This window comes from Streptomyces sp. AA4 (assembly GCF_000158875.1).
In the GTDB taxonomy this organism is placed as follows: Bacteria; Actinomycetota; Actinomycetes; order Mycobacteriales; family Pseudonocardiaceae; genus Amycolatopsis.
Window position 1 is genome coordinate 2,599,863 of sequence record NZ_GG657746.1, and the last position, 26,081, is coordinate 2,625,943.

General features: G+C 69.4%; 29 protein-coding genes. 21 read left to right on the top strand and 8 right to left on the bottom strand.

From position 1 onward, the window contains the following. Window positions 1-340: 340 nt before the first annotated feature. Genes SSMG_RS12185 through SSMG_RS12250 form a run of 14 tightly spaced genes read left to right on the top strand, consistent with a single transcriptional unit; the run spans window position 341 to window position 10,366 of the window. Window positions 341-1,048, top strand: coding sequence for a hypothetical protein (locus tag SSMG_RS12185; protein WP_009076101.1), 708 nt, complete (start codon window positions 341-343; stop codon window positions 1,046-1,048). Window positions 1,049-1,070: 22 nt separating this feature from the next. Further along, window positions 1,071-2,567: a YHS domain-containing protein gene (locus SSMG_RS12190; protein WP_009076103.1), complete on the top strand. Its 1,497-nt coding sequence runs from the start codon at window positions 1,071-1,073 to the stop codon at window positions 2,565-2,567. An 11-nt stretch (window positions 2,568-2,578) separates the two neighbouring features. Then, window positions 2,579-2,833, top strand: a complete 255-nt coding sequence (locus tag SSMG_RS12195; RefSeq protein ID WP_009076105.1) for a toluene-4-monooxygenase system B family protein — start codon at window positions 2,579-2,581, stop codon at window positions 2,831-2,833. Window positions 2,834-2,843: 10 nt separating this feature from the next. Continuing rightward, complete coding sequence (locus SSMG_RS12200; RefSeq protein WP_009076107.1) at window positions 2,844-3,179, top strand: MmoB/DmpM family protein; 336 nt, start codon at window positions 2,844-2,846, stop codon at window positions 3,177-3,179. After that, window positions 3,176-4,162, top strand: coding sequence for a toluene monooxygenase subunit beta (locus SSMG_RS12205; protein ID WP_009076109.1), 987 nt, complete (start codon window positions 3,176-3,178; stop codon window positions 4,160-4,162). The genes SSMG_RS12200 and SSMG_RS12205 overlap by 4 nt, the downstream gene beginning before the upstream one ends. A gap of 7 nt (window positions 4,163-4,169) precedes the next feature. Continuing rightward, window positions 4,170-5,180: a 2Fe-2S iron-sulfur cluster binding domain-containing protein gene (locus SSMG_RS12210; RefSeq protein ID WP_009076111.1), complete on the top strand. Its 1,011-nt coding sequence runs from the start codon at window positions 4,170-4,172 to the stop codon at window positions 5,178-5,180. 15 nt (window positions 5,181-5,195) lie between these two features. Continuing rightward, window positions 5,196-5,531: a Rieske 2Fe-2S domain-containing protein gene (locus tag SSMG_RS12215; protein WP_009076113.1), complete on the top strand. Its 336-nt coding sequence runs from the start codon at window positions 5,196-5,198 to the stop codon at window positions 5,529-5,531. Window positions 5,532-5,566: 35 nt separating this feature from the next. After that, complete coding sequence (gene pxpA / locus SSMG_RS12220) at window positions 5,567-6,289, top strand: 5-oxoprolinase subunit PxpA (RefSeq protein WP_009076115.1); 723 nt, start codon at window positions 5,567-5,569, stop codon at window positions 6,287-6,289. 44 nt (window positions 6,290-6,333) lie between these two features. Then, window positions 6,334-6,582 (top strand): acetyl-CoA carboxylase, encoded by a 249-nt coding sequence (locus tag SSMG_RS12225; protein WP_037717008.1) that lies wholly within the window; start codon window positions 6,334-6,336, stop codon window positions 6,580-6,582. Next, a complete protein-coding gene (locus SSMG_RS12230; RefSeq protein ID WP_009076118.1) occupies window positions 6,579-7,937 on the top strand; it encodes an acetyl-CoA carboxylase biotin carboxylase subunit in 1,359 nt (452 codons plus the stop codon). The genes SSMG_RS12225 and SSMG_RS12230 overlap by 4 nt, the downstream gene beginning before the upstream one ends. Next, window positions 7,934-8,824, top strand: a complete 891-nt coding sequence (locus SSMG_RS12235) for an allophanate hydrolase subunit 1 (RefSeq protein ID WP_009076120.1) — start codon at window positions 7,934-7,936, stop codon at window positions 8,822-8,824. Before SSMG_RS12230 ends, SSMG_RS12235 begins: the two co-directional genes overlap by 4 nt. Then, window positions 8,814-9,779: a biotin-dependent carboxyltransferase family protein gene (locus SSMG_RS12240; RefSeq protein ID WP_009076122.1), complete on the top strand. Its 966-nt coding sequence runs from the start codon at window positions 8,814-8,816 to the stop codon at window positions 9,777-9,779. The genes SSMG_RS12235 and SSMG_RS12240 overlap by 11 nt, the downstream gene beginning before the upstream one ends. Window positions 9,780-9,791: 12 nt before the next feature. Beyond that, a complete protein-coding gene (locus SSMG_RS12245; protein WP_009076124.1) occupies window positions 9,792-9,977 on the top strand; it encodes a tautomerase family protein in 186 nt (61 codons plus the stop codon). Then, window positions 9,977-10,366, top strand: coding sequence for an SRPBCC family protein (locus tag SSMG_RS12250; protein WP_037713438.1), 390 nt, complete (start codon window positions 9,977-9,979; stop codon window positions 10,364-10,366). Before SSMG_RS12245 ends, SSMG_RS12250 begins: the two co-directional genes overlap by 1 nt. Before the next feature lie 48 nt (window positions 10,367-10,414). Here the strand turns inward: SSMG_RS12250 and SSMG_RS12255 are convergent, their stop codons facing one another. Further along, window positions 10,415-11,278: an MBL fold metallo-hydrolase gene (locus SSMG_RS12255; protein WP_009076129.1), complete on the bottom strand. Its 864-nt coding sequence runs from the start codon at window positions 11,276-11,278 to the stop codon at window positions 10,415-10,417. A gap of 86 nt (window positions 11,279-11,364) precedes the next feature. Here SSMG_RS12255 and SSMG_RS12260 point away from each other — a divergent pair, with 86 nt between their 5' ends. From SSMG_RS12260 to SSMG_RS12270, 3 genes are read left to right on the top strand one after another with little or no spacing between them, the layout of a single operon-like run. Next, entirely contained in the window at window positions 11,365-11,574 is a 210-nt protein-coding gene (locus tag SSMG_RS12260; protein WP_037713440.1) for a hypothetical protein, read from the top strand. After that, the gene (locus tag SSMG_RS12265; protein WP_037713444.1) at window positions 11,561-12,877 is read left to right on the top strand and encodes an amidase; all 1,317 of its coding nucleotides are present in this window, start codon (window positions 11,561-11,563) and stop codon (window positions 12,875-12,877) included. The genes SSMG_RS12260 and SSMG_RS12265 overlap by 14 nt, the downstream gene beginning before the upstream one ends. Before the next feature lie 11 nt (window positions 12,878-12,888). Continuing rightward, the gene (locus SSMG_RS12270) at window positions 12,889-13,428 is read left to right on the top strand and encodes a TetR/AcrR family transcriptional regulator (protein WP_037713446.1); all 540 of its coding nucleotides are present in this window, start codon (window positions 12,889-12,891) and stop codon (window positions 13,426-13,428) included. On the opposite strand, the gene SSMG_RS12275 is transcribed toward SSMG_RS12270, so the two are convergent. The 4 genes from SSMG_RS12275 to SSMG_RS12290 form a co-directional block, all read right to left on the bottom strand. Continuing rightward, window positions 13,425-14,618 carry a GNAT family N-acetyltransferase gene (locus SSMG_RS12275; RefSeq protein WP_009076135.1) on the bottom strand — a complete coding sequence of 398 codons (1,194 nt, stop codon included), beginning with the start codon at window positions 14,616-14,618 and terminating at the stop codon, window positions 13,425-13,427. The genes SSMG_RS12270 and SSMG_RS12275 overlap by 4 nt on opposite strands. 71 nt (window positions 14,619-14,689) lie before the next feature. Continuing rightward, window positions 14,690-15,514 carry a xanthine dehydrogenase accessory protein XdhC gene (gene xdhC, locus SSMG_RS12280; protein ID WP_037713448.1) on the bottom strand — a complete coding sequence of 275 codons (825 nt, stop codon included), beginning with the start codon at window positions 15,512-15,514 and terminating at the stop codon, window positions 14,690-14,692. After that, window positions 15,511-17,880 (bottom strand): xanthine dehydrogenase molybdopterin binding subunit, encoded by a 2,370-nt coding sequence (xdhB, locus tag SSMG_RS12285; protein WP_009076140.1) that lies wholly within the window; start codon window positions 17,878-17,880, stop codon window positions 15,511-15,513. The genes xdhC and xdhB overlap by 4 nt, the downstream gene beginning before the upstream one ends. Then, window positions 17,877-19,301: a xanthine dehydrogenase small subunit gene (locus SSMG_RS12290; RefSeq protein WP_037713451.1), complete on the bottom strand. Its 1,425-nt coding sequence runs from the start codon at window positions 19,299-19,301 to the stop codon at window positions 17,877-17,879. The genes xdhB and SSMG_RS12290 overlap by 4 nt, the downstream gene beginning before the upstream one ends. A 418-nt stretch (window positions 19,302-19,719) precedes the next feature. On the opposite strand from SSMG_RS12290, the gene SSMG_RS12295 reads away from it, so the two are divergent. Next, window positions 19,720-20,454 (top strand): hypothetical protein, encoded by a 735-nt coding sequence (locus SSMG_RS12295; RefSeq protein WP_100266767.1) that lies wholly within the window; start codon window positions 19,720-19,722, stop codon window positions 20,452-20,454. Between the two features lie 49 nt (window positions 20,455-20,503). Beyond that, the gene (locus SSMG_RS12300; protein WP_009076145.1) at window positions 20,504-21,898 is read left to right on the top strand and encodes an MFS transporter; all 1,395 of its coding nucleotides are present in this window, start codon (window positions 20,504-20,506) and stop codon (window positions 21,896-21,898) included. Between the two features lie 52 nt (window positions 21,899-21,950). Here the strand turns inward: SSMG_RS12300 and SSMG_RS12305 are convergent, their stop codons facing one another. Genes SSMG_RS12305 through SSMG_RS12315 form a run of 3 tightly spaced genes read right to left on the bottom strand, consistent with a single transcriptional unit; the run spans window position 21,951 to window position 24,084 of the window. Continuing rightward, the gene (locus SSMG_RS12305) at window positions 21,951-22,373 is read right to left on the bottom strand and encodes a DUF2871 domain-containing protein (protein ID WP_009076147.1); all 423 of its coding nucleotides are present in this window, start codon (window positions 22,371-22,373) and stop codon (window positions 21,951-21,953) included. Next, window positions 22,370-23,068 (bottom strand): ABC transporter ATP-binding protein, encoded by a 699-nt coding sequence (locus SSMG_RS12310; RefSeq protein WP_009076149.1) that lies wholly within the window; start codon window positions 23,066-23,068, stop codon window positions 22,370-22,372. Before SSMG_RS12310 ends, SSMG_RS12305 begins: the two co-directional genes overlap by 4 nt. Continuing rightward, a complete protein-coding gene (locus SSMG_RS12315) occupies window positions 23,068-24,084 on the bottom strand; it encodes an ABC transporter permease (RefSeq protein ID WP_009076152.1) in 1,017 nt (338 codons plus the stop codon). Before SSMG_RS12315 ends, SSMG_RS12310 begins: the two co-directional genes overlap by 1 nt. A gap of 171 nt (window positions 24,085-24,255) precedes the next feature. On the opposite strand from SSMG_RS12315, the gene SSMG_RS12320 reads away from it, so the two are divergent. Then, entirely contained in the window at window positions 24,256-25,431 is a 1,176-nt protein-coding gene (locus tag SSMG_RS12320) for a sensor histidine kinase (RefSeq protein ID WP_009076154.1), read from the top strand. Then, the gene (locus SSMG_RS12325; RefSeq protein ID WP_009076157.1) at window positions 25,428-26,045 is read left to right on the top strand and encodes a response regulator transcription factor; all 618 of its coding nucleotides are present in this window, start codon (window positions 25,428-25,430) and stop codon (window positions 26,043-26,045) included. The genes SSMG_RS12320 and SSMG_RS12325 overlap by 4 nt, the downstream gene beginning before the upstream one ends. The last annotated feature ends 36 nt before the right edge of the window (window positions 26,046-26,081 follow it).

The window sequence follows — 26,081 nt, forward strand, 5'->3', positions numbered from 1 at the left end:
CAGGGCGGCTTTGTATCGGGGTTGGGGGTGGGGTGGGTGCCCCCGGCGGGTGGGTGCAGCGGCTGCGGTTTTGTCGTGAGGGGAACCCTGAGGGACTCTGAGTCCCTCAGGGTTCCCCTCACGACATTGGGGGGCTTGACGGATTCAGAGGTTCCGTGGGTGATCGTTGGGTGGGGTTCTGACCTGCGCTGATGTGGGTTTGTGCTCCGGTTTGGCATTCCGGGCTCGGTTCTTGTCCAACTTGCGCACTGTCCGGTCCCGGGGCCGTCGCGCAGTCTTTGGGGCACCGCTCGAGCGATGGGGCGGGCACGTTCAACGGTGAACCTGGAGGCAAACCCCTATGGGCACGTCGCTGCATCCGCCTCAGCTGGTGACCGGGTCGCGGACTCTCTACCTCGTGTGGGTGCCCGAGGATCCGGACGCGGTCGCGGAGCTTGTTCCGGAGGGACTCACGCCGGCTGCTGATCGGTCGTGTTACCTCAACCAGTACGTGGTCGAGGGGGACGCTCAGACGTCGGCCAGCGAGGGGGACGACGCGTTCGGCGCGTATTCCCTCACGTATCTCGGCGTGAATCTGTCCGGCTTGGACACCGAGGCGGGCGTTCCGGGGCGGTGGTGGACCGATTACCACAACAGTTCCGAGCCGATGATCCGTTACGCCCGGGAGCACGGCGTTCCAGCAGGTGCGCCGGGGGAGACGACGCTCGATCTCGACGGGGATCGGCTGGTCGCCACGACGGTCGTCGAGGGGCGGCCCATCATTCGCACTACTGCGCGGCTCAAGATCGGCGAGACGCAGCGGGTTACCGGGCAGTTGCGGTATATCACGAGTCGTGGCGGAGAATTTATCAGCGGGCGGTACGCGTACGTCGCTGATATCGCCGAGGAATTCGCGGTCGAATCGTTCGAGTTTCTCGACAAGGAGCATCCGGTCTACCGGTTGCGGCCCGCGCACCCGTTGCAGGTGACGTTCGGGTTCTACGCCCCGGCCATGTCTTTCGTCTACCCCGGCGGCGAAGGGCCGCTGGGTTCCGAGCACGGCAGCTAAAAGACCACAGAGGGAGCAACGCATGGCTCTGCTGGACCGAGCACAGTGGTACGACATCGCCCGCGACACGCAATGGACTCCGCGTTACGTTACCGAAGCGGAGTTGTTCCCGCCGGAACTGTCCGGCGGCGAAGGGTTGCCCGACGAGGTGTGGGCGACCTATGACGAGCCGTACAAGGTGAGTTATCGCGAGTACGTCGATATTCAGCGGCAGAAGGACGCTGGGGCGTACTCGGTGAAGGCGGCGCTGGAACGCGCCGATTTGTACAACAAAGCCGACCCGGGCTGGATTTCCATTCTCAAGGAGCATTACGCGGCGGTCGCGCTGGTCGAATACGGCGCGTCGTTCCAGGAGTCTCGCTTCGTGCGCTGGTCGAAGGCGCCTGGCATGCGCAACATGGCGACCTTCGGGATGCTGGACGAGATCCGGCACGGGCAGATCCAGTTGTACTTCCCGCACGAGTACGTGAACAAGGACCGCCAGTTCGAGTGGTCGCACGCGGCGATGTTCACCGACAACTGGGTCACGCTCGGCGCCCGGCACTTCTTCGACGACGTGATGATGACCCGCGACGCCGTGTCCACCTCGATTTTCGCGAACTTCTCCTTCGAGACCGGCTTCACGAACCTGCAGTTCATCGGACTGTCCGGCGACGCCGCGAAGGCCGGCGACTTCACGTTCTCCAAGCTGATCCAGAGCATCCAGTCCGACGAGGCCCGGCACGCGCAGCTCGGCACGCCGCTGCTGCAGATGCTGATCGAGAACGGCCAGAAAGACGAGGCGCAGAAGAAGATCGACATCGCGTTCTGGCGCTCGTACCGGCTGTTCACCATTCTGTCCGGGATTCCGATGGACTACTACGTCCCGCTGGACGTGCGCGAGGCGTCCTTCAAGGAATTCATGGAGGAATGGATCGTCACCCAGTTCATGCGCTCGCTGGAGGACCTCGGCCTCTCCAAACCGTGGTACTGGGACATTTTCCTGCGCGACATCTCCGAGCACCACCACGGCCAGCACCTGGGCACCTACTCGTGGCGGCCGACGCTGTGGTGGAACCCGGCGGCGGGCGTCAGCCCGGAGGAACGCGACTGGCTGGAGGAGAAGTACCCGGGCTGGAACGACACCTTCGGCAAGGTGTGGGACGTCCTGATCGACAACTTCGCCCACGACCGTCCGGAAAAGACGGTGCCGGGCACGCTGCCGATCATCTGCAACGTCTCGCAGCTGCCGATCGTCGGCACGCCTTCCCAGACGCTGCGCGACATCTCGCTGGTCCATGAAGGACGGCGCTACCACTTCGCGTCCGAAGTGGACAAGTGGATCTTCGAGGACGACCCGGAACGCTACCGGCACCACAAGAACCTGGTCGACCGGTTCCTCGGCGGCGAGATCCAGCCCGCGGACCTCGGCGGCGTCCTGGAGTACATGGGCCTCGGCTCGGTCGGCCCCGGCGGCGACGACGCGCACGGGTTCGCCTGGGTCGACGCCTACCGCAAGCAGCTCGTCAAGGCCGGCTGAAAGGAACGCTGATGGCCACCATTCCGCTCGCCGTGCACTTCGACGGCGACTTCGTGCTCAAACTGCTCCCCGCGGACAGCGAGCACACGATGGACGAACTCGCCGCCGCCGCGGCGGAGAACTCGGTCGGCATCCACGTGCCCGACCAGCCCGGCCGGACGCTGCGGGTGCGCCGCCAGGGCGACGCGCAGCCGTTCGAGCGCACCAGCACCGTCGCGGCGGCCGGTCTCGAGCCGACCGAATGCGTCGAAGTCTATTTCGAGTGAGGAGGACCGGATGAGCAGCACCGAACCCAGCTCTGCACCCATTGCCGACCCGGTCGGCCCGGTCCTCCAGGTCGGCGAGGTGGCGCGCGCCGTCGCCGACGCCGCGGTGACCGACAACCCCGGCCGCCGGGTCGACATCCGCGACCGCGGTTCGTACGTGCGGGTCGAGGTCGAGGGCGGCGAATGCGTCCTGCGCCGCGAGACCATCGCCGAGGAGCTCGGCCGCCCGTTCAAGATGTCCGAGCTGGAGCTGATCATGCCCTCGTTCGTGGGCCGGATCGAGACCGGCGGCGACGTCATCCGCTTCTACCTGGGCACTTCCGCCCGCAAGGAGGCCCTGTCGTGAGCACCCCGCTCAAACCGCTCAAGACCTGGGGGCACCTCGCCGCCCGCCGGCGCAAGCCGAGCGAGTACGAGATCGTCTCCACCAACCTGCTGTGGCACACCCGCGACCCCGAACAGCCCTGGGACGTCGGGCACACCGGCTTCATGGCGGACTTCTACCGCCGCTACCGCAACCAGAGCCCGATCACGCACCCGGACTGGAACGCCTTCCGCGATCCGGACGAGCTGGTGTACCGCACGTACAACATCCTCCAGGACGGCCAAGAGTCCTATGTGGACGGCCTGCTCGACCAGCACGACGCCGAGGGCCACGACCGCGGGCTCTCGCCGGAGTGGGTCGCGGTGCTGGCCCAGCTGTACACGCCGAGCCGGTACCTCCTGCACACCGTCCAGATGGCCAGCGCGTACCTCGTGCACATGGCCCCGGCCAGCACGATCGCCAACTGCGCGGCGTTCCAGGCCGCGGACTCGCTGCGCTGGCTGTCCAATGTGGCCTACCGCACCGCGGAGCTGCGGCAGGCGCATCCGACGGCCGGGTTCGGCGAGCGCGAACGCGAGCTGTGGGAGGAACTTCCGGCCTGGCAAGGGTTCCGCGAGCTGATGGAACGCCAGCTGACCACGTTCGACTGGGCCGAGGCGTTCGTCGCGCTCAACGTGGTGGCCAAACCGGCGCTCGACGAGATCGTGCTGCGTCAGCTCGGCGTCAGCGCCCGGCGGCACGGCGACGTGCTGCACGCGCTGCTGGCCGAATCGGCGTTGCGCGACAGCGAGCGGTCGCGCCGCTGGACCGAGGCACTGGTCAAGCAGATGTCCGAAGTGGACTCGAACGTGCCGCAGCTGCGCGAGTGGGTCGCGAAGTGGCAGCCGCTCGGGGTCGCCGCGATCGAAGCGTACGGCGCGGAGGTCGCGGAGAACGCCGAAGCGGCGGAGAACGCGATCGGCGCGGTCCGGGCGTTCCAGCGGCAGCTCGGCATCGGAGGCTGAACCGGCCATGACGACCGAACACCAAGTCCTCCTGCGGGGGACCGGCGTTCGCTTTCCTTGCGCGGAGGGCGACACGCTGCTGCGTGCCGCCCTCCGCGCGGGGGTCGGCCTCAGCTACGAGTGCAACAGCGGAGCCTGCGGAAGCTGCCGGTACGAGCTGCTGGAGGGCGACGTCCGCACGCGCTGGGCGGACGCGCCCGGGCTCAGCGCCCGCGACCGGCGCAAAGGCCGCAGGCTGGCCTGCCAGAGCGAACCGGCCAGCGACTGCGTGGTCGACCTCAGCTCGCTGCCGGAACCCGCGCCGCACCGGCCGATCCGGCAGCAGGCGCAGCTGCGCGAGGTGCACCGGCTCACCCACGACATGGCCGAGTTCGTGTTCGTCGCGGAAAAGCACGCCGCGTTCAGCGCCGGGCAGTACGCGATGCTCGGTTTCCCCAGCGGCATCGAACGCGCGTACTCGATGAGCAATCTCGGCAACTGTCAGCGGGAATGGAAATTCGTCGTCAAACGGTCACCGGGCGGGAAAGCGACGTCCATTCTGTTCGACGGGCTCGACCTCGGCGAGACGATCGAGCTGGACGGCCCGTACGGCCAGGCGTACTACCGCGCCGGGGACGACCGCGACATCGTTTGCGTCGCAGGCGGTTCCGGACTCGGCGCGATGGTGAGCGTCGTGCTCGGCGCGGCTGCACAGGCCGACGCCGGCGAGCGCACGGTCCATTTGTTCTGCGGCGGCCGGGCTCCGCGCGATCTGCACATTCCGGAAGCGATGGCGATGGCGGAACGCCGATTGCGCGCACTCCACGTGCACACCGCGGTTTCCGAACCCGGCGCGGCGGATTCCGGCTCGCACCAAGGATTCGTGCACGAGGCCGTGGTCGCGAAACTGGGCGACGCGCTGACCGACTTCACCTACTACGCCGCCGGGCCGCCCGCGATGACCGACGCGCTCGCCCGCGCGCTGGTGCTGGACGGCGGGCTCGCCGCCGACCGGCTCCATTTCGACCGGTTCAGCTGAGAAAGGAGCTTCCGCATGGGTTTCGTGCGGGTGTGCAGCCTCGACGACGTCTGGGAAGGCGACATGGAGTCGTTCGAGGTGGGGGACAAGGAAGTGCTGATCGCCCACCTCGACGGCGGCGAGGTCGTCGCGACCCAGGCGATCTGCCCGCACCAGCAGGTCGAACTGGTCGAGGGCGAACTGGACAAGAAGACCCTCATGTGCAAAAGCCACCTGTGGACGTTCGACCTCACCACCTGCCAGGGCATCAACCCCGGCCACGCGCAGCTGGCCCGGTACCCGGTGCGGCTCGAGGGCGACGACGTCTACATCGACCCCGACGGGGACACCCCGAAGATCGCGCATTCCTGAGAAGAATTGCCGGAAAAAGACAAGGAACAGCACTCATGGTTGCCATCAACTGCGACATGGGCGAGGCCTACAGCATCTACCGCTGCGGCGACGACGAGGGCATCATGCCCTACATCACGGTCGCGAACGTCGCCTGCGGTTTCCACGCCGCCGACCCGGTCGTCATGCGGCGGACAGTCGCGCTGGCGCACGAGCATTCGGTGAAGGTGGGCGCGCACCCGTCGTTCCCGGACCGCGACGGGTTCGGCAGGCGGGAGCTGAAGATGGAGCCCGAGGAACTCACCGCCGCGGTCGTGTACCAGGTCGGCGCGCTGACCGGGTTCCTGGCCGAACACGGCATGCCGCTCAACCACATCAAACCGCACGGCGCGCTGTACGGCCTGGCTTCGCGGGACGAGGCGGTCGCGCGGGCGATCGCCGAGGCGGCCGACGTCTTCGACGTGCCGCTGATGGGCATGGCCAACACCGTGCACGAAAAGGTGTGGGGCAAGCGGAGTCAGGGCTTCATCGCCGAGTACTACACCGATCTGGACTACCGCGCCGACGGTTCGCTCATCATCACTCGCGAGCACGTCGCCTACGATCCGGCGATCGCCGCCGAACGGTCCGTGCGCGCGGTCACCGAGGGGCTCGCGACCTCTGTGGACGGTCAGGACATCCCGATGCGCGCCGACTGCATCTGCGTGCACTCCGACACTCCTGGCGCGGTGGATCTCGCGAAAAGCGTGCACGACGCTCTCACGCCGTACCTGACCTGATTTCTGCTCCTGTTCCCTGCCCAACCGAGCGCGAGGTGACGCTGATGTCCCGTCTCGAAGTGGTTTCGCCCATTCCCGGGGTGTTTTACCGCAAGCCCGATCCGGACAGCCCGGATTTCGTGAAGCCCGGCCAGAAGGTCGGCGCGGACGACACGGTCGGACTGGTCGAGGTGATGAAGTCCTTCTACCCGGTGCCCGCGGGCGCGGCCGGGACCGTCGTGGAGTTCGCCGCGGACGCCGAGGCGGTCGTCGACGCGGGCCAGCCGCTCGTCGTGCTCGAGGTGGACGCATGAAACGGTTGCTGATCGCCAATCGCGGCGAGATCGCGGTCCGGATCATCCGCGCGGCCAACGACCTCGGGATCGAGACGGTCGCGGTCGTCAGCGAGGCGGACCGGAGCGCCGCGCACGCACTGCTGGCCGACCAGGTCGTCCCGATCGGCCCGGCCCCGGCGACGAAGAGCTATCTGGTGGCGGACGCGATCCTCGCCGCGGCCAAGGAAACCGGTGCGGACGCGGTGCATCCGGGCTACGGATTCCTGTCCGAGCGCGCGTCGTTCGCGGCGGCGGTGGCGGACGCGGGGCTGACGTTCGTCGGTCCGGAGGCGTCGGTCATCGAGCAGATGGGGGACAAGGTCCGCGCGCGGCAGGTCGCTCAGGCGGCCGGGGTGCCGACGGTGCCCGGGACGCCCGGCGGAGTGTCCGATGTGGCCGAAGCGGTCGCCGCGGCGGGCGAGATCGGGTATCCGATCATGCTCAAAGCCGCGGCGGGCGGCGGCGGCCGCGGCATCCGGGTAGTGGCGAACGAGGCCGAGCTGAAGGTCGCGTTCCCGCAGGCGTCCGGCGAAGCCGCGAGCGCTTTCGGCGACGGGCGGATGTACCTGGAACGGTTCGTGCGGGCCGCGCGGCACGTCGAGGTGCAGGTGCTCGGCGACGGTTCCGAGACCGTGCATGTTTTCGAGCGTGAATGTTCGCTGCAGCGACGGCGGCAGAAGGTCGTCGAGGAGGCGCCGTCGCCGGGCATCGACGAGCGGATCCGCGCGGGAATGACGGCCGCGGCCGTGCGGCTGTGCAAGGAGGTCGGCTACCGCAGCGCGGGCACCTGCGAGTTCCTGGTGGACGACGACACCGGCGAGTTCTTCTTCATCGAGATGAACACCCGAATCCAGGTCGAGCACCCGGTCACCGAGCTGATCACCGGGATCGACCTGGTCGCCGAGCAGCTGCGGATCGCGGCCGGGGAACCGTTGCGGTACCGACAATCGGACGTGACCAAGCGCGGGCACGCCGTCGAATTCCGGGTCTGTGCCGAAGATCCGGAGCGCAATTTCCTTCCCGGTCCGGGAAAGATCGGCGACGTCCGGTTGCCGGGCGGTCCGTGGGTCCGCACGGACACGTGGCTCGCGCCGGGCAGCCAGGTGCCGCCGTTCTACGACTCCTTGGTGGCCAAGGTGATCGTGTGGGGCGAAGACCGGGCGACCGCGTTGCGCCGGGCGAAGCGGGCACTGTCCGAATTGGTCGTCGAAGGCGTTCCTACCACCACGACGCTGCTGATCGAACTGCTCGGGCAGCAATGGTTCGCCGACGGCGCGTTCACCACCGGGACGCTCGAAGAGTGGCTTACCCAGCGAGCGGAGGCCGGCGCATGAGCGGCGCGACCCCCGCCCGGTACAGCTGGGGCGGCGACGAGCACATTTTCGTCGAGCTGGCCGAGGAAATGAGCCTGCAGGCCAATTTCCGCGCGATGGCGATCACCACTTCGCTGCGCGAGAACCGTCCCGAGGGCGTCGTGGAGATCTGTCCGGCGAACGCGTCGTATCAGGTCCGGTACGACCCGGACGTCATCGAGCCGCGCACCTTGCTGGCGCATCTGCGCGAGATCGAGGAGAAGGTCGGCGACGCGGCGGATTTCAGCCTTTCGACGCGGGTAGTCGAGATTCCGGTGCTGTACCAGGACCCGTGGACCACCGAGACGTTGCTGCGGTTCCGCGACCGGCACCAGGACCCGGACGCCACCGACATCGAATACGCCGCGCGGATCAACGGATACGCCGGGGCCGAGGAATTCATCGCGGCGCACAGCGGCGCGCCGTGGTTCGTCTCGATGGTCGGGTTTGTCGCCGGGCTCCCGTTCATGTACCAGATGGTGCCGCGGGAACGGCAGATCGTGGTGCCGAAATACCTGCGACCGCGCACCGACACTCCTAAGCAGACAGTCGGGTACGGCGGCTGCTTCAGCTGCATCTACTCGGTCCGCGGCGCGGGCGGGTACCAGATGTTCGGCATCACGCCCGCGCCGATCTACGATCCGGCGCAGGAACTCCCGGACTTCGCCGATTTCATGGTGTTCTTCCGGCCCGGCGACATCGTGCGGTTCAAGCCGATCGACCGGGACGCCTACGACGACCACGTCAAGGAGGTCGAGGCCGGGACGTTCCGGATCCGTTCGCGCCCGGTCGACTTCGGGCTGCGCGAGTACCTCGACGACCCGGACGGCTTCACCGCGGGACTGATGGAGGTGCTCCGTGCCGATTGAGGTCCGCCAGCCCGGGCTGGCCACGACGATCCAGGACGCCGGCCGCAACGGTTACTACGACGTCGGCATCCCGCCCTCGGGCGCGCTCGACCAGTACTCGTACTCGGTCGCGAACCGCCTGGTGGGCAACGATCCAGGCGCGGCCGCGCTCGAATGTGTCTATATGGGACCGGAGCTGCATTTCACCGAGGACACGGTCATCGCGATCACCGGCGCCGAGCTTCCGCCTAAACTCAACGGCGAGGAACGGCCGTTGTGGGAAGCGTTCGCGGTGAAATCGGGCGATGTCCTCACCTTCGGGTTCTGCAAACGCGGCGCTCGTGCGTATATCGCGGTGAGCGGCGGCATTGACGTGCCGTTGGTGCTGGGCAGCCGATCCACCTACGGATTGGGGAAGCTCGGCGGGATCAGTGGTGCGCCGCTGGTGGCCGGGGATGTCATTCCGGTGGGTGCCGGCGCCGGGGTGCCCGGGCGTTCGCTGCCGGAATCCTTGCGCCCGGCGTTGTCGAAGGAGATCGAAGTCCGCGTGGTGATGGGTCTTTACGACCACGTGCTCACCGATGCAGGCCGCGCGACCTTCCTGGACACCGACTGGACGCTCACCCCGGTCGCCGACCGGGTCGGTTTCCGTTACCAGGGCGCACAACTGGAAACCAAACCGCGGACACCGCCGTTCGGCGCCGGGCAGGATCCGTCGAACATCGTGGACGCGCCCTATCCGATCGGTTCGATCCAGGTGCCCGGCGGCGTCGAACCGATCATCCTGCACCGCGATGCGGTGTCCGGCGGCGGATACCTGATGGTCGGCACTGTCCTCAGTGGAGACTTGGACCTGGTGGCCCAGTCCGCGCCGAACACCAAAACCCGTTTCGTAGCGGTCGACTTGGACGAAGCGCTCGCTATTCGCCGCGAATACCGTGCCCGTACTCAGCAAGCCGCTGAATCCCTGAGCTGACAAGGAGTTCCCATGCCCCACGTTCAGATCGACTGGTTCCCCGGTCGCACCACCGAGCAGAAACGCGAGCTGGCCGAGGTGCTGACCCGCGAGATCTGCCGGATCGGCAACTGCGCCCCGGAAGCGGTCGGCATCGTGTTCACCGACATCGACACCGCGAACTGGGCGCGGGCAGGCAAGCTCTTCTCGGACAGCTGATGGCCAGCCTTCGTTCCCACGTCCTGCTCGACGCACCCGCCGACGCAGTGTGGCAGGTGATCGGCGATACCGCGGCGGTCGCCGACTGGTTCCCGTCCATGAAGTCCTCCACCGGAGACACGCGGCAGCGCACCGTGGTCTTGGGGGATGGTTCGGTCCTGGAAGAGGCCGTCGTCACGCACGACCCAGCCCGGCGGCGGCTGCAGTACCGGGTAACCGGCGGCGACCTCCCCGTCACCGACCACCTGGGCACGGTCGACGTGCTGGAAATCGATCCGGGCCGGTCGATCGTCGTGTACAGCACGGAAATCTCGCCGGACTCGCTCGCGGACGCGTTCGACGCGGCGATCAGCGAGGCAGTCGCGGGCCTGCCCGCCCACCTGTCCTGAGGTCCGTGAAGGGCTCCTTGAGGGAAGTAGATTCCCTCAAGGAGCCCTTCACGGACGTTCCGCGAGCCGGTAGCCGGAGCCGTGCGAGACCACGCGGCCGCCGGTGGGCGGGGTGAAGTGCGTGCCCAGCACGAGAGCGCCCGAATCGGCCAGTTCGGCGAGGAGACGGCGGCGGGTTTTCTCGGATTCCGCCGGGTCGATGTCCACCGACGCGCCGATCTCCGGGTGCGCGAACTGCACCGGATGGTGCACCGCGTCCCCGGTGATCAGCGCGGTTTCGCCGGAGCTGGTCAGCTCGACCGACACGTGCCCAGGGGTGTGCCCCGGCGTCGGCCGCAGTCGCACGCCGGACACGATTTCCACCCCGGCATAGGGGACGTCGACGAGGTCCAGCAGGCCGGCGCGCTCGACCGGCAGCACCGAGTCCTCGAACATCTGCCGCCGCGCCGCGTCCATGGCGTAGCCCGCCCAGAACTCGCGCTCGGCGCGGGCCGTGACGTACCGGGCGGAGGCGAACGTCGGCACCCACTCGCCGTCCTGCTCGCGGGTGTTCCAGCCGACGTGGTCGGCGTGCAGGTGGGTGAGCAGCACGAGGTCCACGTCGTCCGGGGCGAACCCGGCGGCGGCGAGCGCGTCCGGATATCCGGTGTCGAGGTCGTGCCACGCCGGGTTGGCGCGCGTTTTCCCGTTGCCGATCCCGGTGTCGACGAGGATCTTCATCCCGTCCTTCTCGAACGCGAAACTGTGGCTGTGCAAGCGGATCGCGCCGCCGTCGGCGAAATCCGGACGCAGCCAGTCCTCGCCCGAGACGACCTCGGCCGTCGCGCCGGGGAGCAGCCACGGCCCGGTCGCGGCGGGGAATTCGATCTCGTCGATCCGGTGGACAGCGATCTCGCCGATGGTCCAGGACATGGGCCCGTGCCTCCTTAACGCAACATGTTTGCGTTAAGCGACAGTAGTGGCTATCGTCGCTTAACGCAAACCCTTAGCTTTTAGGAGTGCTCGTGTCCGACCTGACCCCCGCCGAGACCGCGCGGCTCGCCGCCCGAGCCGGATTGCCGCTGGCCGATGCCCGGCATACCGACGTGGCCGCCGTCGCCAACCACATCCACTCCGTCGTGTCCGTTCTGCGCGACCTGGATTTCGGCGACACCGCACCGGCTTCCACCTACCGCGCGGAGGAGGGCGTCCGTCATGTCGCTGGCTGACCTCACTCTCGCCGAAGCGTCCGCCGCGATCCGGGACCGGCGGGTCTCACCCGCCGAACTGGTCGAGGACGTCCTGGCCCGCATCGACGAGGTCGAACCGCGGTTGCGCGCGTACGTCACGGTGGACGCCGACCGGGCCCGTGCCGAAGCCGCGGAGCTGGGCGAAATCCACGGCCCGCTGCACGGCATCCCGATGGGCTTGAAGGACCTGATCGACGTCGCCGGTACCGCGACCACCGCCAGTTCCCAGGTGCGCGCCGGACATCGCGCCGAGCGGGACAGCACCGTCGCCGCCCAGCTCAAGGCCGCCGGAGCGGTCCTGCTCGGCAAAACCCACACCCACGAATTCGCCTACGGCCTCACGACTCCGCAGACCCACAACGCCCGCAACCCGTCCCGCGTAGCCGGGGGATCCAGCGGCGGTTCCGCTGTTGCCGTCGCCGCCGGGGCCGCGACGTTCGCGATGGGCACCGACACCGGCGGTTCGATCCGGGTCCCCGCCGCGCTGAACGGTGTCGTCGGCCTGAAACCGACGTACGGGCTCATCCCGCGCAACGGCGTGACCTCGCTGTCCTGGTCGCTGGACCACGTCGGCCCGATCACCCGCACCGTCGAGGACGCGGCACTGGTGTTGTCTGTCCTGATTGGACAGTCGTTCTCAATCGGCGACGACCTCACCGGGCTGCGCGTCGGAGTCCCCGGCAACTACTACTTCGACCACGTCGACCCGGCCGTGGAAGCCGCTGTCCGCGAGGCGATCGACCATCTCGCCGAACTGGGTGCCGAGCTGGTCGACGTCGAAATCCCGATGACCCGGTACCTGCAGGCAACGCAGTGGGGCCTGATGGTCCCCGAGGCCACGGCGTATCACGAGCGGAGCCTGCGCACCGTGCCGGACCAGTACGCCGCGGACGTCCGCGTCCTGCTGGAGGCGGGCGAGCTGATGAGCGCGGGGGATTACCTGCGCGCCCAACGGTCCCGCACCCTCATGCGCCAGGAATGGACGCGGCTGTTCGACAAGATCGACGTCCTCGCCGCACCGACCGTCCCGATGACCGCCGTCCCGGCCGGACAGGAGACCGTCACGTGGTCCGACGGGAGTGTCGAAGCAGTCTCGGACGCGTACGTACGGCTCTCGGCCCCCGCGAACATCACCGGCGTGCCAGCGTTGACGCTTCCGGTCGGCGACGATCCCGACGGATTGCCGATCGGCCTGCAGCTTCTCGCCCGGTCGCATGGCGAGTCCGTGCTGCTGCGGACCGGACACGCCTTGGAACGGGCGCGCCTTACAGTGACAAGGTGAGCCAGAAGCGGATGGTGCGTCCGGGCGGGCGCAGCGCGCGAGTCCAGGAGTCGGTGCACGCCGCCGTCCGCGACCTGATCGCCGAAGCGGGCCGGGACGCGCTGACCGTGCCGCAGGTCGCCGCGCGGGCGGGCGTCACGCCGTCGACGATCTACCGGCGGTGGGGCGACCTGCAGGAACTCCTGTCGGACGTCGCGGTCGAGCGGCTGCGCCCGGAAGCCCCGCCGGAGGACCACGGTTCGCTGGCCGCGGACCTCACGGCGTGGACCGAGCTGTTCCTGGACGAAATGTCCTCGCCCGCCGGCCGGGCCTACATCCGCGACGCGCTGCTCGGCGACCCGGACGGAAGCAACGCCGGACAGTGCTCGGCCTACGCCGTCGACCAGGTGGAAGTCGTCCTGGCCCGCGCGGCCGCCCGGGGCGAGCCGGCCCCGGCGGCGGACACGGTGATGGACCGGGTGGTGGCTCCGATCATGTACCGGATCCTGTTCCGCCCGGAGGGCCTCGACGCCGCGTACGCCCGCCGGTTGGCGGCTGAGGTGCTGGCTTAGAACCAGTGCACGCAGTGCGGCGCGCGATCCGAACGGAACAACGCATCCGCCGCTCCGGCTGCCTCTCCGTTGTGCGCCCGCACATGTCCGGCCCGGACCAGCACGCTCGGCACCGTCCCGCCGAGGTAGATCGACCCCAGATCGCTCACGTCCAGCGACAGATCCGGCGCGAGGTCCGTCCGTACGCACTCGGCCTTGCCGTCCCGGACCGTCAGCCGGTACCGGCCGTGCTCCTCCAGGAACGGGTCGGTCACGTCCAGGACCAGCGAACCGTCCGCGAACCAGCCGCGAGTGGTCAGCGCGCGCGGGACGTCCAGCAGCCGGACCCAGAGCCAGTCCGTCGTGGTGGGCTCGCCCGCGCGCAGGTCGGCCAGCTGCCAGCGCAGCGGGTTTCCCGGCGGGAGATGCTTGAAGTCGATCTTCTTGACCAGGTCGTGCCCCAGCAGGTATTGGGTGAGCGAGGTGAAAGCGGCGTCGTCCACCGCGATGACCTCGTCGACCGTCAGGACGCCGTCGGTGACCAGGTAGCTCGCATATCCGTCCGCGGTCCCGTCGGCGTCCCGGTGCACGGCGAGGTACCGCGGTTCCGGGCCGGTCGGCGGGTGTCCCGCGCCCAGTGCCCACCAGCGGTGCGGCCTCGACAACGCGCCCGGCTGGGTGCGCCGGTAGCGGTCGTAGATCTCTTCCAGCAACTCGCCGCAGTCGACGCGCCGGAGCAGTTCGACGGAGCCGGTCGCGACCGCCGAACCCCCGCGCGGGGCGCCGAAAGCGGAGCGGTGCCGTTCGACGGTCATCTGCTCGGTGTAGGTCGCCGGGCCGTAGCCGAACCGCCGGTAGATCACCGCTTCGGAGCAGAGCAGCACCGACAGGAACTCGCCGCGGGCGCGGACGTCGGCCAGGTGTTCCTGCATCAACGCGCGGAGCACGCCCTGCCGCCGATGCGTCGGAAGCACCCCGACAGCGGTCACCCCGGCGGCGGAGGCGAGCACGTCGCCCGGCAGCGTGAGGTCGAAGGAGTGCGCGCCGGTGGTGCCGACCGCCTTCCCGTCCGGCGCGTGGGCGATCAAGCTCCGTTCGCTCTCGAACGCGCCCAGGATGCCGCTGCCCGGCGACTCGGGCCAGTAGCGGCCGAACGCAGCCTGGACGGTGCTGAAGAAGAGGTCGTAATCGTTGTTGCGCCGGATTTCCATCGCAGGAGGCCCCCAGGAGCTGACGGTGTCTCCCCGTATCCCAGTCGTGCTCCCGGGGGCAAGCAAGCGATTTACGCCTGAAGCGCGCCCGGCTGGACGCGCGCCTGGAATTTCTGCAGCAACGAGGCCGCGACGCTCACCGCGATCACCGCCGGTTCCTTCCCGGTCAGGTCCGGAAGCCCGATCGGCGTCGTGATCCGGGACAGCGCGGCCTCGTCGTGCCCGAGGTCGGTCAGCCGCTTCCGGAACCGCGACCATTTCCCGGCGGACCCGATCAGCCCGATCGATCCGCACGTGCCGCTGCGCAGCGCCGCGTCGCACAGCGCGATGTCCTCGGCGTGGTCGTGCGTCATGATCAGCACGTGCGTGCCCGCCGGCAGTTCGGACAGCACGGTTTCCGGCAGCAACGGGACCTGGTGGACGTGCACGCTCGCCACCGCGTCGTCGAGCACGGCCAGCCGTTCCGGGGTCAGCTGCGCCGGACGGCTGTCGATCAGGTGCAGCGAAACCTCGTGCCGGGCGAGCACCCGCGCCAGCTCCAGGCCGACGTGCCCGACTCCGAAGACCGCCACCGCGGGCCGCACCGGCAGCGGTTCGAACAACAGCGTCATCGTGCCTCCGCAGCATTGCACGCCATGCTGGTAAGGAGCCTTGTCGGACAGCGAAAGCGTTTGCAGCACCGGCGCGGTCGCGTTGTCCCGCAACAGTTCCCGGGCCTGCTCGATCGCGACCGCCTCGGCGTTGCCGCCGCCGATCGTGCCGTGGGTTTCCGCGGTGCCGACCACCATTTTCGCGCCGCCCTCGCGCGGGGTGTGCCCGCGCGAGGACGTCACGGTGACGAGTACGCCCGGCAGCCCCGCGTCCCGCAGGTGCTGGACCGCGCTGAGCCAGTTCATGGCTGGCCCACCAGATCCGGTACCTGCTCCTCGACCTCCGGAGCGGCGGTGACTGCGCGATCGATCGCCCAGAACACGGCCTCCGGCGTCGCCGGGGACGCGAGGTCGACGCTGTGCCCGGGTTCGCCGAACGCGGCGACCGCCTGCCGCAGCGCTTCCCGCACCGCGAAGGCCAGCATCAACGGCGGTTCGCCGACCGCCTTCGAGCCGTAGACCGCGCCGTCTTCCGCGGCATCGGTCAGCAGTGTGACGTTGAAGACCTCCGGCATCTCCGACAGGCTCGGCAGTTTGTACGTGCTCGCCGCCTGGGTCGCGAGCCGTCCGCGCGAGGGCCGGTCGGACTCGTCCCAGCGCAGGTCTTCCAGCGTCAGCCAGCCCATGCCCTGCACGAACCCGCCCTCGATCTGGCCGATGTCGATCAGCGGGGACAGGCTGTCGCCGACGTCGTGCACGATGTCGACCCGCCGTGTCCGGTACGCGCCGGTGAAGTCGTCCACCTCGACCTCGGCGAGCGCCGCGCCGTAGGCGAAGTACTTGAACGGGGTGCCGCTCATCGTCGCGGAATCCCAGCTCAGGCCCTCGGTCCGGTAGTACCCGGCGGCGGAAAGGTGCACCCGGTCGAAGTAGGCCGCGTGCACGAGTTCGTCCCAGCCGAGTTCCTCGCCGGACGGGGTGCGCGCGGCGCCGCGGACGATCCGGACGTCGCTTTCCGGGACGCCGAGCTTGCCCGCCGCGACGGCGAGCAGCCGGTCGCGGATCTGCTCGCAGGCGTTCTTGACCGCGCCGCCGTTGAGGTCCGCGCCGGAACTCGCCGCGGTGGCCGAGGTGTTCGGCACCTTGTCGGTCCGGGTCGGGGCCAGCCGCACCTTCTCCGGCGGCACGCCCAGGGCGGTCGCGGCCACCTGCAGCATCTTCGTGTGCAGGCCCTGGCCCATTTCGGTGCCGCCATGGTTGATCAGGACCGAGCCGTCCTTGTACACGTGCACCAGCGCGCCGGCCTGGTTGAACGCCGTCAGGTTGAAGGAAATCCCGAACTTCACCGGCGTGATCGCGAGGCCGCGCTTAGAATGCGCGTGCTTCGCGTTGTACGCGGCGATCTCGGCCTGCCGACGCTCGGCGTCGCCCGAGTCGAGCAGTTGCTGCCAGATCCGGTGGATGCGTTCCGGGTGCCGCACCGGCATCCCGTACGGCGTTTCCTGGCCCTCGGAGTAGAAGTTGCGCCGCCGAAGTTCGGTCGGATCGATGCCGAGCAGCGGCGCGCAGCGGCCGAGGATGTCCTCGATCACCAGCATTCCCTGCGGCCCGCCGAAGCCGCGGAACGCGGTCTGCGACGTCTTGTTCGTCTTCGCGATCCGCCCCATCGCGCGGACGTGCGGGATCCAGTACGCGTTGTCGACGTGGCACAGCGCGCGGGCGAGCACCGGCTCGGACAGGTCGAGGCTCCAGCCGCCGTCCGCCGTCAGCACGACGTCCAGCGCCTGAAGCTTGCCGTCGGAGTCGAAACCGACGCTCCATTCGGCGTGAAAACCGTGCCGCTTGCCGGTCATCGTCATGTCCTGGGTGCGGGTCAGCCGCAGCCGCACCGGCCGTCCGGTGAGCGTCGCGCCGAGCGCGGCGACGGCGGCGTATCCGTGCGGCTGCCATTCCTTGCCGCCGAACCCGCCGCCCATCCGCAGGCTCTGCACGGTGACCTCGTGGCTGTGCTTGCCCAGCACGTGCGCCACGATGTCCTGCGTTTCCGACGGATGCTGCGTGCTGCTCTGCACGAAAATCTGGTCGGACTCGTCGACGTGCGCCAGCGCGCACTGGGTTTCCAGGTAGAAATGCTCCTGGCCGGCGAAGTCGAACTCGCCGCGGAAAACGTGCGCCGAACCGGCCATCCCCGCGTCGACGTCGCCGCGCGCCACCACCCGCGGCTCGCCCTGGAAGCTGCCCGCGGCGATCGCCTCGCCGACGGTCACCAGCGACGGCAGCGCTTCGAGGTCCACCTCGACCGCCGCCGCGCCCAGCCGCGCCGCCTCCAGCGTCTCGCCGAGCACCCAGCACACCGCGTGGCCGTAGAACATCACCTCGGACGGGAACAGCGGTTCGTCGTGGTGCACGCCGGAATCGTTGACGCCAGGGACATCCGCCGCGGTGAGCACGCGAACCACGCCGGGCACGGCGTCCGCCGCCTCGGTGCGGATCGCGAGCACCTTCGCGTGCGCCTCGGTTACCTGTACGGGGTATGCGTGCAGGACGTCTTTCGTGCGGGCGACGAGGTCGTCGGTGTACAGCGCGGTGCCGCGGACGTGCGCCGCGGCGGCTTCGTGCGGCCGGGCGATCCCGACGGACGGGCTTTCCGGGCGTTCGGAGAGTGCGCTCATGCTCGTGCTCCCTCGAGAGAGTCGGCGTGAAGTTTCAGCAGGCTGCGGCCCAAGGTCGCGGCGCGGTAGGCGGCGCTCGCGCGGTGGTCGTCCATCGGTGTGCCTTCGCCGCGCAGGATTTCCGCTGCGGCGCGGACGGTTTCCTCGTTCCAGGACTGTCCGACGAGCGCCGCTTCGGTGGCTTTGGCGCGAATCGGCGTCGCGGCGACCCCGCCGAGTCCGATCTGGGCGGTGCGGACGAGACCGTCTTCGATGTCGAGCGCGAACGCGACGGCGACGCTGGAAATATCGTCGAACCGACGCTTGGCGACCTTGTGGAACGCGGTGGTTCCCGCCAGCGGCAAGGGAATCCGCACCGAACGGATCAGCTCGTCCGGCCGTCGCACGCTCTGCCGGTATCCGGTGAAGTACTCGTCGAGCGGCACCTCGCGTTCACCGTCTACAGAGGACAGAACGACCCGCGCGCCGAGGGCGAGCAGCACCGGCGCGGAGTCGCCGATCGGCGAGCCGGTGCCGAGGTTGCCGCCGAGCGTCGCGGCGTTCCGGATCAGCCGCGACGCGAACTGCGGGATCAGCTGGCTCAGCAGCGGCACCCGGCCGTCGAGGCGGCGGTCCATTTCGGTGAGGCTCAGCCCGGCCCCGATTTCGATCGTGTCCGCGCCGATGTCCAGCACCTGCAGTTCCGGCACGCGGTCGATGGCGACGACGCAGTCCGCGCGGACGCCGCGGATGTTGACCTCGACGCCCCAGTCCGTCGACCCGGCCACGAAAGTCGCGTCAGGACGGTCGTGGCGCAGCTGCAGTGCTTCGGCCCAGCTGGCCGGTCGGAGATAGTCCCGGCCGTCGCTGTGCAGCTGGGTCGCAACGGGTTCCGGCGCGCGGCAGGTCCGCCGCTGCGCGAGCGGATCCTCGGCCGGGGGAGCGCCGAGCGCGTGCGCGGCGTCGCGGATCGGCCGGTATCCGGTGCAGCGGCAGAGGTTTCCGCTCAGCGCGTGGATGTCGAAACCGTTCGGCGCGTGGTCGTCGCTGGTCGCGTCGCGGTCGCTGCGGTAGTACTCGGCGGCCATGCTGCAGACGAAGCCGGGAGTGCAGTAGCCGCACTGGGATCCGCCGCGCACGGCCATTTCGTGCTGCACCGGGTGCAAGTCCGCGGTTGACCCGAGACCCTCGGCCGTCCAGACTTCCTGCCCGTCCAGGGATCCGACCGGGGCGAGGCACGCGTTGATCGCGACCAGGTCCGTCGGGGATTCGACGCCGGGCCGCGCGACCAGGATCGCGCACGCGCCGCATTCGCCCTCGGCGCAGCCCTCCTTGCAACTGGTCAGGCCCTGTCCGCGGAGCCAGTCCAGTGCCGTGGTGTGCACGGGAACGGCGCCGATCGCGGTGCGTTTCCCGTTGACGGTCACCTCGGGGTCGACCATCGGAGTTCCTCTCGTCTTCTCTCGGCTGGGCCACGGCCGCCGACGCGCCATCTGCGCAGGTCAGGGGACCGTGGGAAAGAGCGGCAACGGGACGCGAGCCCGTGCGCGAGCGCGGCCGAGCGGGGGAGACCGCTCAGCGGCGCGTTGGCCAGCCGTGCGCGACGCGCCCCTTGTTCCAGGCGGACTGGCGCGTGCGCTGACGGAGGTCGGCGAGCTGTCCGGAAGTCAGCAGCATCGCGCACCTCCTCGAGAGCGAACGGAACGGGCGGTGCGGGCGCACCGCCGTCGACGAAGCGTAACGCCGGTCTCAGCCCGAGACAAGGGCCGGGGTCGCCCGAAAGGAGACCCAGGACACACTTCTAAATACCCCCAGGGGGTATACAGTTCGTGCCGTCGAGAACGAACGAAGGAGAGTCCGATGAACGTCAACGGCACCGCACTTTCGACCGGCGAAGTCCAGCTCGGCGTGGTGCGCGCCCCGGCGACGGCGGGGGAGGACGGCGAGCTGTCGTTCACTGTCGCCACCGCCGACGGACAGCCGGTAACCAAATACGAGGAGGCGCACGGCAAGCAGTTGCACCTGATCGTGGTTCGCAACGACGGCGCGCATTTCCGGCACCGCCATCCGGTGCTCGACCCGGAAACCGGTGTCTGGAAGATCCCGTGGACCTGGGAGGCGGCGGGCACCTACCGCGTGTTCACCGACCTGACCCCCGCGGGCGGGGAAAGCGTGACGCTGTCGCGGACGGTCGAGGTGGCCGGGGATTACCAGCCGCAGGCCGCGGAACCGATCGCTACGAGCGTCGTCGACGGCTACGAGGTGACCCTCGACGGCACGCTCGCGGCTGGGGCCGGAACGCTGCTGACCGCCCGCGTAACCAGGGACGGTCGGCCGGTCACCGACCTGGAGCCGTACCTGGGGTCGTTCGGGCACCTGGTCGCGCTGCGCCAGGGCGACCTCGCCTACCTGCACATCCACGCGCTCGACGACGGGAAGCCCGGGGAAATCCGCTTCCACGCCGAGGCTCCGACGACCGGCCGGTACCTGCTGTACCTGGACTTCCAGGCCGAGGGCGTCGTGCGCACCGCCGCCTTCGTCCTCGACGCCGGGCTCGCCGCGCCCGGCCGCCACGACCACCACAGCCACCGCTGAGCAGCCGCATGCCGTGCTGCCGTTCCCCTTGAAGAGAAAGCGAAAGACGATGACCACTGCCCAAGAAACCCGGCCGAACGCGCTCCGCTGGTGGGCGCTCGGACTGATCGCCCTGGCCCAGTTCATGGTGATCATGGATACCTCGATCATCGGCGTCGCGCTGCCGCGCATGCGCGATGCCCTCGGCTTCACGCCCAGCACGCTGTCGTGGGTCTTCAACGCCTACGTGATCGCCTTCGGCGGCCTGCTGCTGCTCGGCGGGCGGCTCTCGGATTTGTTCGGCGCCAGAAAGCTCTTCGCCGCCGGATGGGCGATTCTTCTGGCCGGTTCGGTGCTCGCCGGAGCCGCTGGGAACGTGCCGGTCGAACTCGCCGGCCGGGTCGTGCAGGGCGCGGGAGCCGCGCTCATCGCCCCATCCGCGCTGACGCTGCTGATGATGCTCTTCGGCAGCAACCCGAAGGAACTCACGAAAGCCCTTGCCCTGTACGGCGCGGCGGCTCCGGCCGGCGGCACCGCGGGAGTGTTCCTCGGCGGGGTGATCACCGAGTACCTGTCGTGGCCGTGGGTGTTCTACCTGAACGTGCCGATCGCGCTGCTCGCGCTGTTCGCCACTCGCGCCGTGCTGCCCGGGGGAGCGACCGGGACCCGAGGCACCGTTGACGTTTTCGGCGCGCTGACGGTCACGCTCGGCTTGGGCACGCTGGTGTACGGGATCGTCCGCGCTCCGGAGGCGGGCTGGGCGGCCACCGGGATCGCGGTCGCGGCCGGTCTCGCGCTGCTCGCGGTTTTCGTTGTCCGGCAGGCGAAAGCCCGCACCCCGCTGATGCGGCTGTCGATCTTCCGCGCCCCGCGGCTCGGCGCGGCCAACCTCGCGCAGGTGTTCCTCGGCGCGGCGTGGATTCCGATGTGGTTCTTCCTGAACCTCTACCTGCAGCAGGTGCTCGGCTTCCGCGCCTTCCCGGCGGGTGCGGCGCTGCTGCCGATGACCGCGCTGATCATGCTGGGGATGATCGCGCTGGCCCCGCGGGTGATCGGCCGGTTCGGCCCGAAGCCGCCGATCGTCGCCGGATTGCTGCTGCTGGCGATCGGGCTGGGCTGGCTCGCGCTGGTGCGCGCGGAGGGCACCTTCTGGGTCGACGTCCTGCCCGCGTCGCTGGTCGCGGCCCTGGGGATGTCGCTGGCGTTCATCCCGTCGCTCAGCACGGCGATTTCCGCGGCCCGGCCGGAAGAAGGCGGCCTCGCGTCGGGGATCGTGAACACCGGCTACCAGGTGGGTTCGGCGCTGGGACTGGCCGTGATGACCGCGCTGGCGGCCGCCTCGGGCGCGGGCGCGCTCGGCGACCCGGCGGCGTTGACGAACGGCTACTCGGTGGCGTTCATCGGCTCGGCCGTGATTGCCCTCGCCGGTGCTGCCCTGGCGGCGGTCACCTTCCGCCGCCAGTAGGCCCGTGAAGGACTCCTTGAGGGAATCAGATTCCCTCAAGGAGTCCTTCACGTCACGCCTTTGTCTCGGCGGGCTTCCAGATGCGCCCGTGGAGGCCGACGAACAGCAACACGAATGCGACCGTCAGCAGGATGTGCCCCAGCCCGGCGATCCCGGCGATCGCCGCGCCGGATTCCTTGCCCAGCACGGTGAGCGTGCCGTGCACGACCATCCCGCCGACCGTGACCAGCATCCCGGCGTGGTAAATCCAGAAGAACGGCGCGAACGACCTCGTCGCCGACAGCGTGAACACCTTGTCCAGCACCAGGACGATCAGGAACACGAGCGTCCCGAGCGCGAGCAGGTGGGTGTGCACAATGGACAGCTGGGTGTCGCCGGTGAAGTGCTCCGCCTTGGTCAGCTCGCGGTAGTACAGCCCGCCGAGCAGGCCGAGGATCGTGTAGATCGCGGCGGCCCAGTAGATCTTCTTCGTCATCGGTTCTCCTCGGCGCCGGCCCGGGCCGGCTGGTGGATCCGTCCGTCGACGACCTCGTGCACCGAGTCGACCCCTTCGAGGTGGGAGCGGTCGTGGGTGACCAGCACGGTTGCCGTCGCCTGTTGGTGCGTGATCGTAGTGAGCAGATCGACGACCGCCGCGCCGCGGTCCCGGTCCAGCGCGCTGGTCGGTTCGTCGACCAGCAGCACGGCGGGCTCGTTCATCAACGCCCGCGCGATGTTCACCCGCTGCTGCTGTCCGCCGGAAAGCCGCCCCGGCCGGTGGGTCGCCCGGTCGGCGAGCCCGACGGCGTCGAGCAGTTCCTTCGCGCGTTTCGCCGCTTCGCCGCGCGGTGTTCCGTTCAGGTGCGCCATGACTTCCAGCTGTTCCGCCGCGGTGAGCGACGCGAGCAGATTCGGCTGCTGGAACACGATCCCGATCTTGGTGCGCCGCAGTTCCGCCAGCGCGGCCCGGTCCAGGCCGGTGGTGTCGACGCCGCCGACGACCACGCGTCCGCGATCGGGCCGGATGAGCGTCGCGGCGACGGCGAGCAGGCTCGATTTGCCGGAGCCGGACGGCCCGACCACCGCGGCGACGTTCCCGGCGGGCACGTGGAGGTGGACCTGGTCGAGGGCGGTGAGGCGGGAATCGCCGTCGGGGTAGGTGAGGGTGATGCCGGACAGGTGCAGGCTCATCAGTGCGCTCCGGAGGTCAGTGCGGTCAGCGGGTCGACGGAGGTGATGCGGCGGACCGCCAGCGCGGCGCCGAGCACCCCGAGGACCACGAGCACCGCGGCCGGGCCGAGCAACGTGCCCACGCTGAGCACGAACGGCACCGTTTCCGACGCGACCGCTCCGAGCGCGGCGGCGAGCCCGGTCCCGAGCGCGGTTCCGCCGATCAGCAGCACGACGGCTTGCCCGAGCGCGTCTCGCAGCAGGTACTTCGTGGTCGCGCCGAGTGCTTTCAGCACCGCGATGTCGCGGCTGCGCTGGATCGTCCACACGGTGAAGAACGCGCCGATCACCAGCGCGGAGATCACGAACAGGAAGCCGCGCATGAGCTGGAGCGAGCCGTTTTCCGCCGAGTAGGAGCCGATCGCGGACAACGCGTCGTCCTTCGTGACGGTGCGGGTGCCGAGACGCGCGTCCGCGGCGGAGAGGTCGGCGGACGAATCGGCGGCCACCGCGAGCACTGTCGCGTTTGGACCGGCGAAGTGCGTCCACACCACCGGGAGATGGCTGTAGGACGCGTCTCCGTCGATGGCGGACACGGTGACTTTCTGGCCTTGCAGCGTGAGCTGGTCGCCTTCTCGTGCCTTCAACGCGTCCGCGGCGCTCGTCGACAAGACGACCGTGCCCGGCCTCGAGTTCCGGACTCCGAATGCCGCCAACGTCGCGGTGCGCTCGCCGGCCGCCGCGCTGGCGGTGCTGATCGCGATCGGTTCCGCACTGGTCACTCCGGGCATCCGGGCGTACTGTTCGGCCTGCTCGCGGGTCACTGTGGACTGTCCAAACGAGAGCGAGCCGCTGCCGGGATCGGCGAAGACCAGATGGTCGGCCGCCAGCCCGGTGATCGCGGACGTGCTCTTCTCGGCCAGTCCCGAGGTGAGCCCGGACAACAGCCCGACCAGCAACGTCATCAGCACGACGACGGTCCCCATCAACGCGAACCGCCCCTTGGCGAAGCGCAGATCCCGCCACGCGACGAACATGTGCGTCCCTTCCTTTTCGGTGTGCTTCCCAGCATCGGCCGACCCGGGCGCGGGGACATCGCGCCGCGGACGGTCTCCGGCGCATCGATGGGTGCACGCGCCGCTCAACCTTTCGATTGATGCGGATTCCGCCCGGGACACGGACAATCGACCGGGGAGGTAGCCGCTTTCGTGAACCCGCAGACCCTCGACCGGCCGTTGCGCGTGCTGCGCGTCTGCCTGCACCTCCTGCTGGCCGGGCTGCTGGTGCTCGCCGTCGCGCGCGCGTTCGCCGAGGGCCAGCCGCACGCGCCCGCGGTGCTGGCCGGGGCGCTGGCGATGGGCGGCGTCTACACCGTGGGCCCGCTGCTGCCCCGGATCGGCCGGTTCCCGGGCGCGACGGCCGGATGGCTGGCCGTGCTGGGCGTCGCGTGGCTCGTGCTGCTGTGGCTCACCCCGGACGGCGTGTGGCTGGCTTTCCCGCTGTACTTCCTGCAAATGCACCTGCTGCCGACGCGCTGGGGCCCGGCCGTCGTCGCGCTGACCACGGTGCTGGCGATCGCCGGTTTCACCTGGCACCAAGGCGGGTTCAGCGTCGGCGTGCTCCTCGGCCCGACGCTCGGGGCCGCGGTCGCGATCGCCACTGTGCTCGGTTACCAGGTGCTCTACCGCGAAAGCGAGCAACGGCGGCAGCTCATCGAGGAGCTGCGCGAGACCCGCAACGACCTGGCCGCGATGGAACATTCCGCCGGAGTCCTCGCCGAACGCGAACGATTGGCACGGGAAATCCACGACACCCTGGCGCAGGGTCTGTCGAGCATCCACCTGCTGCTCCGGGCGGCCGAACGCGCGCTGCCGGACCGTCCCGAGGCCGCGGTTCCGCACGTCGCTCAGGCCCGGCAAGCCGCCCAGGACAATCTCACCGAAGCCCGCCGTCTCGTCTACGCCCTGGCCCCGGTCGAACTGGAAGGCGCTTCGTTGCCCGCGGCGCTGGAACGTCTATGCGCGACCACGCAACAACGTTCCGGCCTGACCGTCCACTTTCACCTCAGCGGCACCCCGTTCGACGTGCCCACCGCGTATGAGGTCGCGTTGCTGCGCATCGCGCAGTCGGCGCTGGCCAACACTGTCCGGCACGCCGCCGCGAGCCGGGCCGAGCTGACCTTGAGTTACATGGACACGAGCATCACCCTGGACGCCGTGGACGACGGCATTGGTTTCGACTCGCAGGAAGTGCGCGGCGGCAGCGGATTCGGTCTGCCCGCCATGCGCGCCCGGGCCCGCTCCCTCGGCGGCTCGTGGACAGTGGAATCGGCGCCCGGCAACGGCACCGCGCTGGCCGTGAGCTTCCCGGTGGACTCGCGATGATCCGCCTCCTGCTGGCCGACGACCATCCGGTCGTCCGCGCCGGATTGCGCGCCGTGCTGGAAACCGAACCGGACCTGGAAGTCGTCGCCGAGGCGTCCTCGGCGGAGGAAGCCGTGCGGCTCGCGGGCGGCGTGGATGTCGTCCTGATGGACCTCCAATTCGGCTCCGGAATGCCCGGTTCCGAAGCGACCGCGCAGATCACCGCGGCGGCGGACGCGCCGAAAGTCCTGGTCCTGACGACCTACGACACCGACGGCGACATCCTGGCCGCCATCGAAGCGGGCGCGACCGGGTACCTGTTGAAGGACGCCCCGCCGGAAGACCTCGCCGCCGCGGTGCGCAACGCCGCTGCCGGACAGACCGTCCTGGCTCCCGCGGTCGCCCACCGGCTGATGAACCGCATGCGCACCCCGGCGGCCGCGCTGTCGCCGCGGGAAATCGAGGTGCTCGGTCTGGTCGCCGACGGATTGTCGAACCTGGAGATCAGCAAACGGCTGTTTTTGAGCCAGGCCACGGTGAAATCGCATCTGGTGCACATTTACGCGAAACTGGGAGTGGATTCCCGGACGGCGGCGGTGGCGGCGGGGAAGGCGCGCGGGCTGATCCGCCGCTGACGGCTTCGCAGACGGGCGACGGACCTGGCCCGTCCG

Bases quoted from the DNA above. Each gene is read 5' to 3' on its own strand.
- SSMG_RS12185 (WP_009076101.1), top strand. From the start codon at position 341: ATGGGCACGTCGCTGCATCCGCCTCAGCTGGTGACCGGGTCGCGGACT.
- SSMG_RS12190 (WP_009076103.1), top strand. From the start codon at position 1,071: ATGGCTCTGCTGGACCGAGCACAGTGGTACGACATCGCCCGCGACACG.
- SSMG_RS12195 (WP_009076105.1), top strand. From the start codon at position 2,579: ATGGCCACCATTCCGCTCGCCGTGCACTTCGACGGCGACTTCGTGCTC.
- SSMG_RS12200 (WP_009076107.1), top strand. From the start codon at position 2,844: ATGAGCAGCACCGAACCCAGCTCTGCACCCATTGCCGACCCGGTCGGC.
- SSMG_RS12210 (WP_009076111.1), top strand. From the start codon at position 4,170: ATGACGACCGAACACCAAGTCCTCCTGCGGGGGACCGGCGTTCGCTTT.
- SSMG_RS12215 (WP_009076113.1), top strand. From the start codon at position 5,196: ATGGGTTTCGTGCGGGTGTGCAGCCTCGACGACGTCTGGGAAGGCGAC.
- pxpA (WP_009076115.1), top strand. From the start codon at position 5,567: ATGGTTGCCATCAACTGCGACATGGGCGAGGCCTACAGCATCTACCGC.
- SSMG_RS12225 (WP_037717008.1), top strand. From the start codon at position 6,334: ATGTCCCGTCTCGAAGTGGTTTCGCCCATTCCCGGGGTGTTTTACCGC.
- SSMG_RS12230 (WP_009076118.1), top strand. From the start codon at position 6,579: ATGAAACGGTTGCTGATCGCCAATCGCGGCGAGATCGCGGTCCGGATC.
- SSMG_RS12235 (WP_009076120.1), top strand. From the start codon at position 7,934: ATGAGCGGCGCGACCCCCGCCCGGTACAGCTGGGGCGGCGACGAGCAC.
- SSMG_RS12245 (WP_009076124.1), top strand. From the start codon at position 9,792: ATGCCCCACGTTCAGATCGACTGGTTCCCCGGTCGCACCACCGAGCAG.
- SSMG_RS12250 (WP_037713438.1), top strand. From the start codon at position 9,977: ATGGCCAGCCTTCGTTCCCACGTCCTGCTCGACGCACCCGCCGACGCA.
- SSMG_RS12255 (WP_009076129.1), bottom strand. From the start codon at position 11,278: ATGTCCTGGACCATCGGCGAGATCGCTGTCCACCGGATCGACGAGATC.
- SSMG_RS12265 (WP_037713444.1), top strand. From the start codon at position 11,561: ATGTCGCTGGCTGACCTCACTCTCGCCGAAGCGTCCGCCGCGATCCGG.
- SSMG_RS12270 (WP_037713446.1), top strand. From the start codon at position 12,889: ATGGTGCGTCCGGGCGGGCGCAGCGCGCGAGTCCAGGAGTCGGTGCAC.
- SSMG_RS12275 (WP_009076135.1), bottom strand. From the start codon at position 14,618: ATGGAAATCCGGCGCAACAACGATTACGACCTCTTCTTCAGCACCGTC.
- xdhC (WP_037713448.1), bottom strand. From the start codon at position 15,514: ATGAACTGGCTCAGCGCGGTCCAGCACCTGCGGGACGCGGGGCTGCCG.
- xdhB (WP_009076140.1), bottom strand. From the start codon at position 17,880: ATGAGCGCACTCTCCGAACGCCCGGAAAGCCCGTCCGTCGGGATCGCC.
- SSMG_RS12290 (WP_037713451.1), bottom strand. From the start codon at position 19,301: ATGGTCGACCCCGAGGTGACCGTCAACGGGAAACGCACCGCGATCGGC.
- SSMG_RS12295 (WP_100266767.1), top strand. From the start codon at position 19,720: ATGAACGTCAACGGCACCGCACTTTCGACCGGCGAAGTCCAGCTCGGC.
- SSMG_RS12300 (WP_009076145.1), top strand. From the start codon at position 20,504: ATGACCACTGCCCAAGAAACCCGGCCGAACGCGCTCCGCTGGTGGGCG.
- SSMG_RS12305 (WP_009076147.1), bottom strand. From the start codon at position 22,373: ATGACGAAGAAGATCTACTGGGCCGCCGCGATCTACACGATCCTCGGC.
- SSMG_RS12310 (WP_009076149.1), bottom strand. From the start codon at position 23,068: ATGAGCCTGCACCTGTCCGGCATCACCCTCACCTACCCCGACGGCGAT.
- SSMG_RS12315 (WP_009076152.1), bottom strand. From the start codon at position 24,084: ATGTTCGTCGCGTGGCGGGATCTGCGCTTCGCCAAGGGGCGGTTCGCG.
- SSMG_RS12325 (WP_009076157.1), top strand. From the start codon at position 25,428: ATGATCCGCCTCCTGCTGGCCGACGACCATCCGGTCGTCCGCGCCGGA.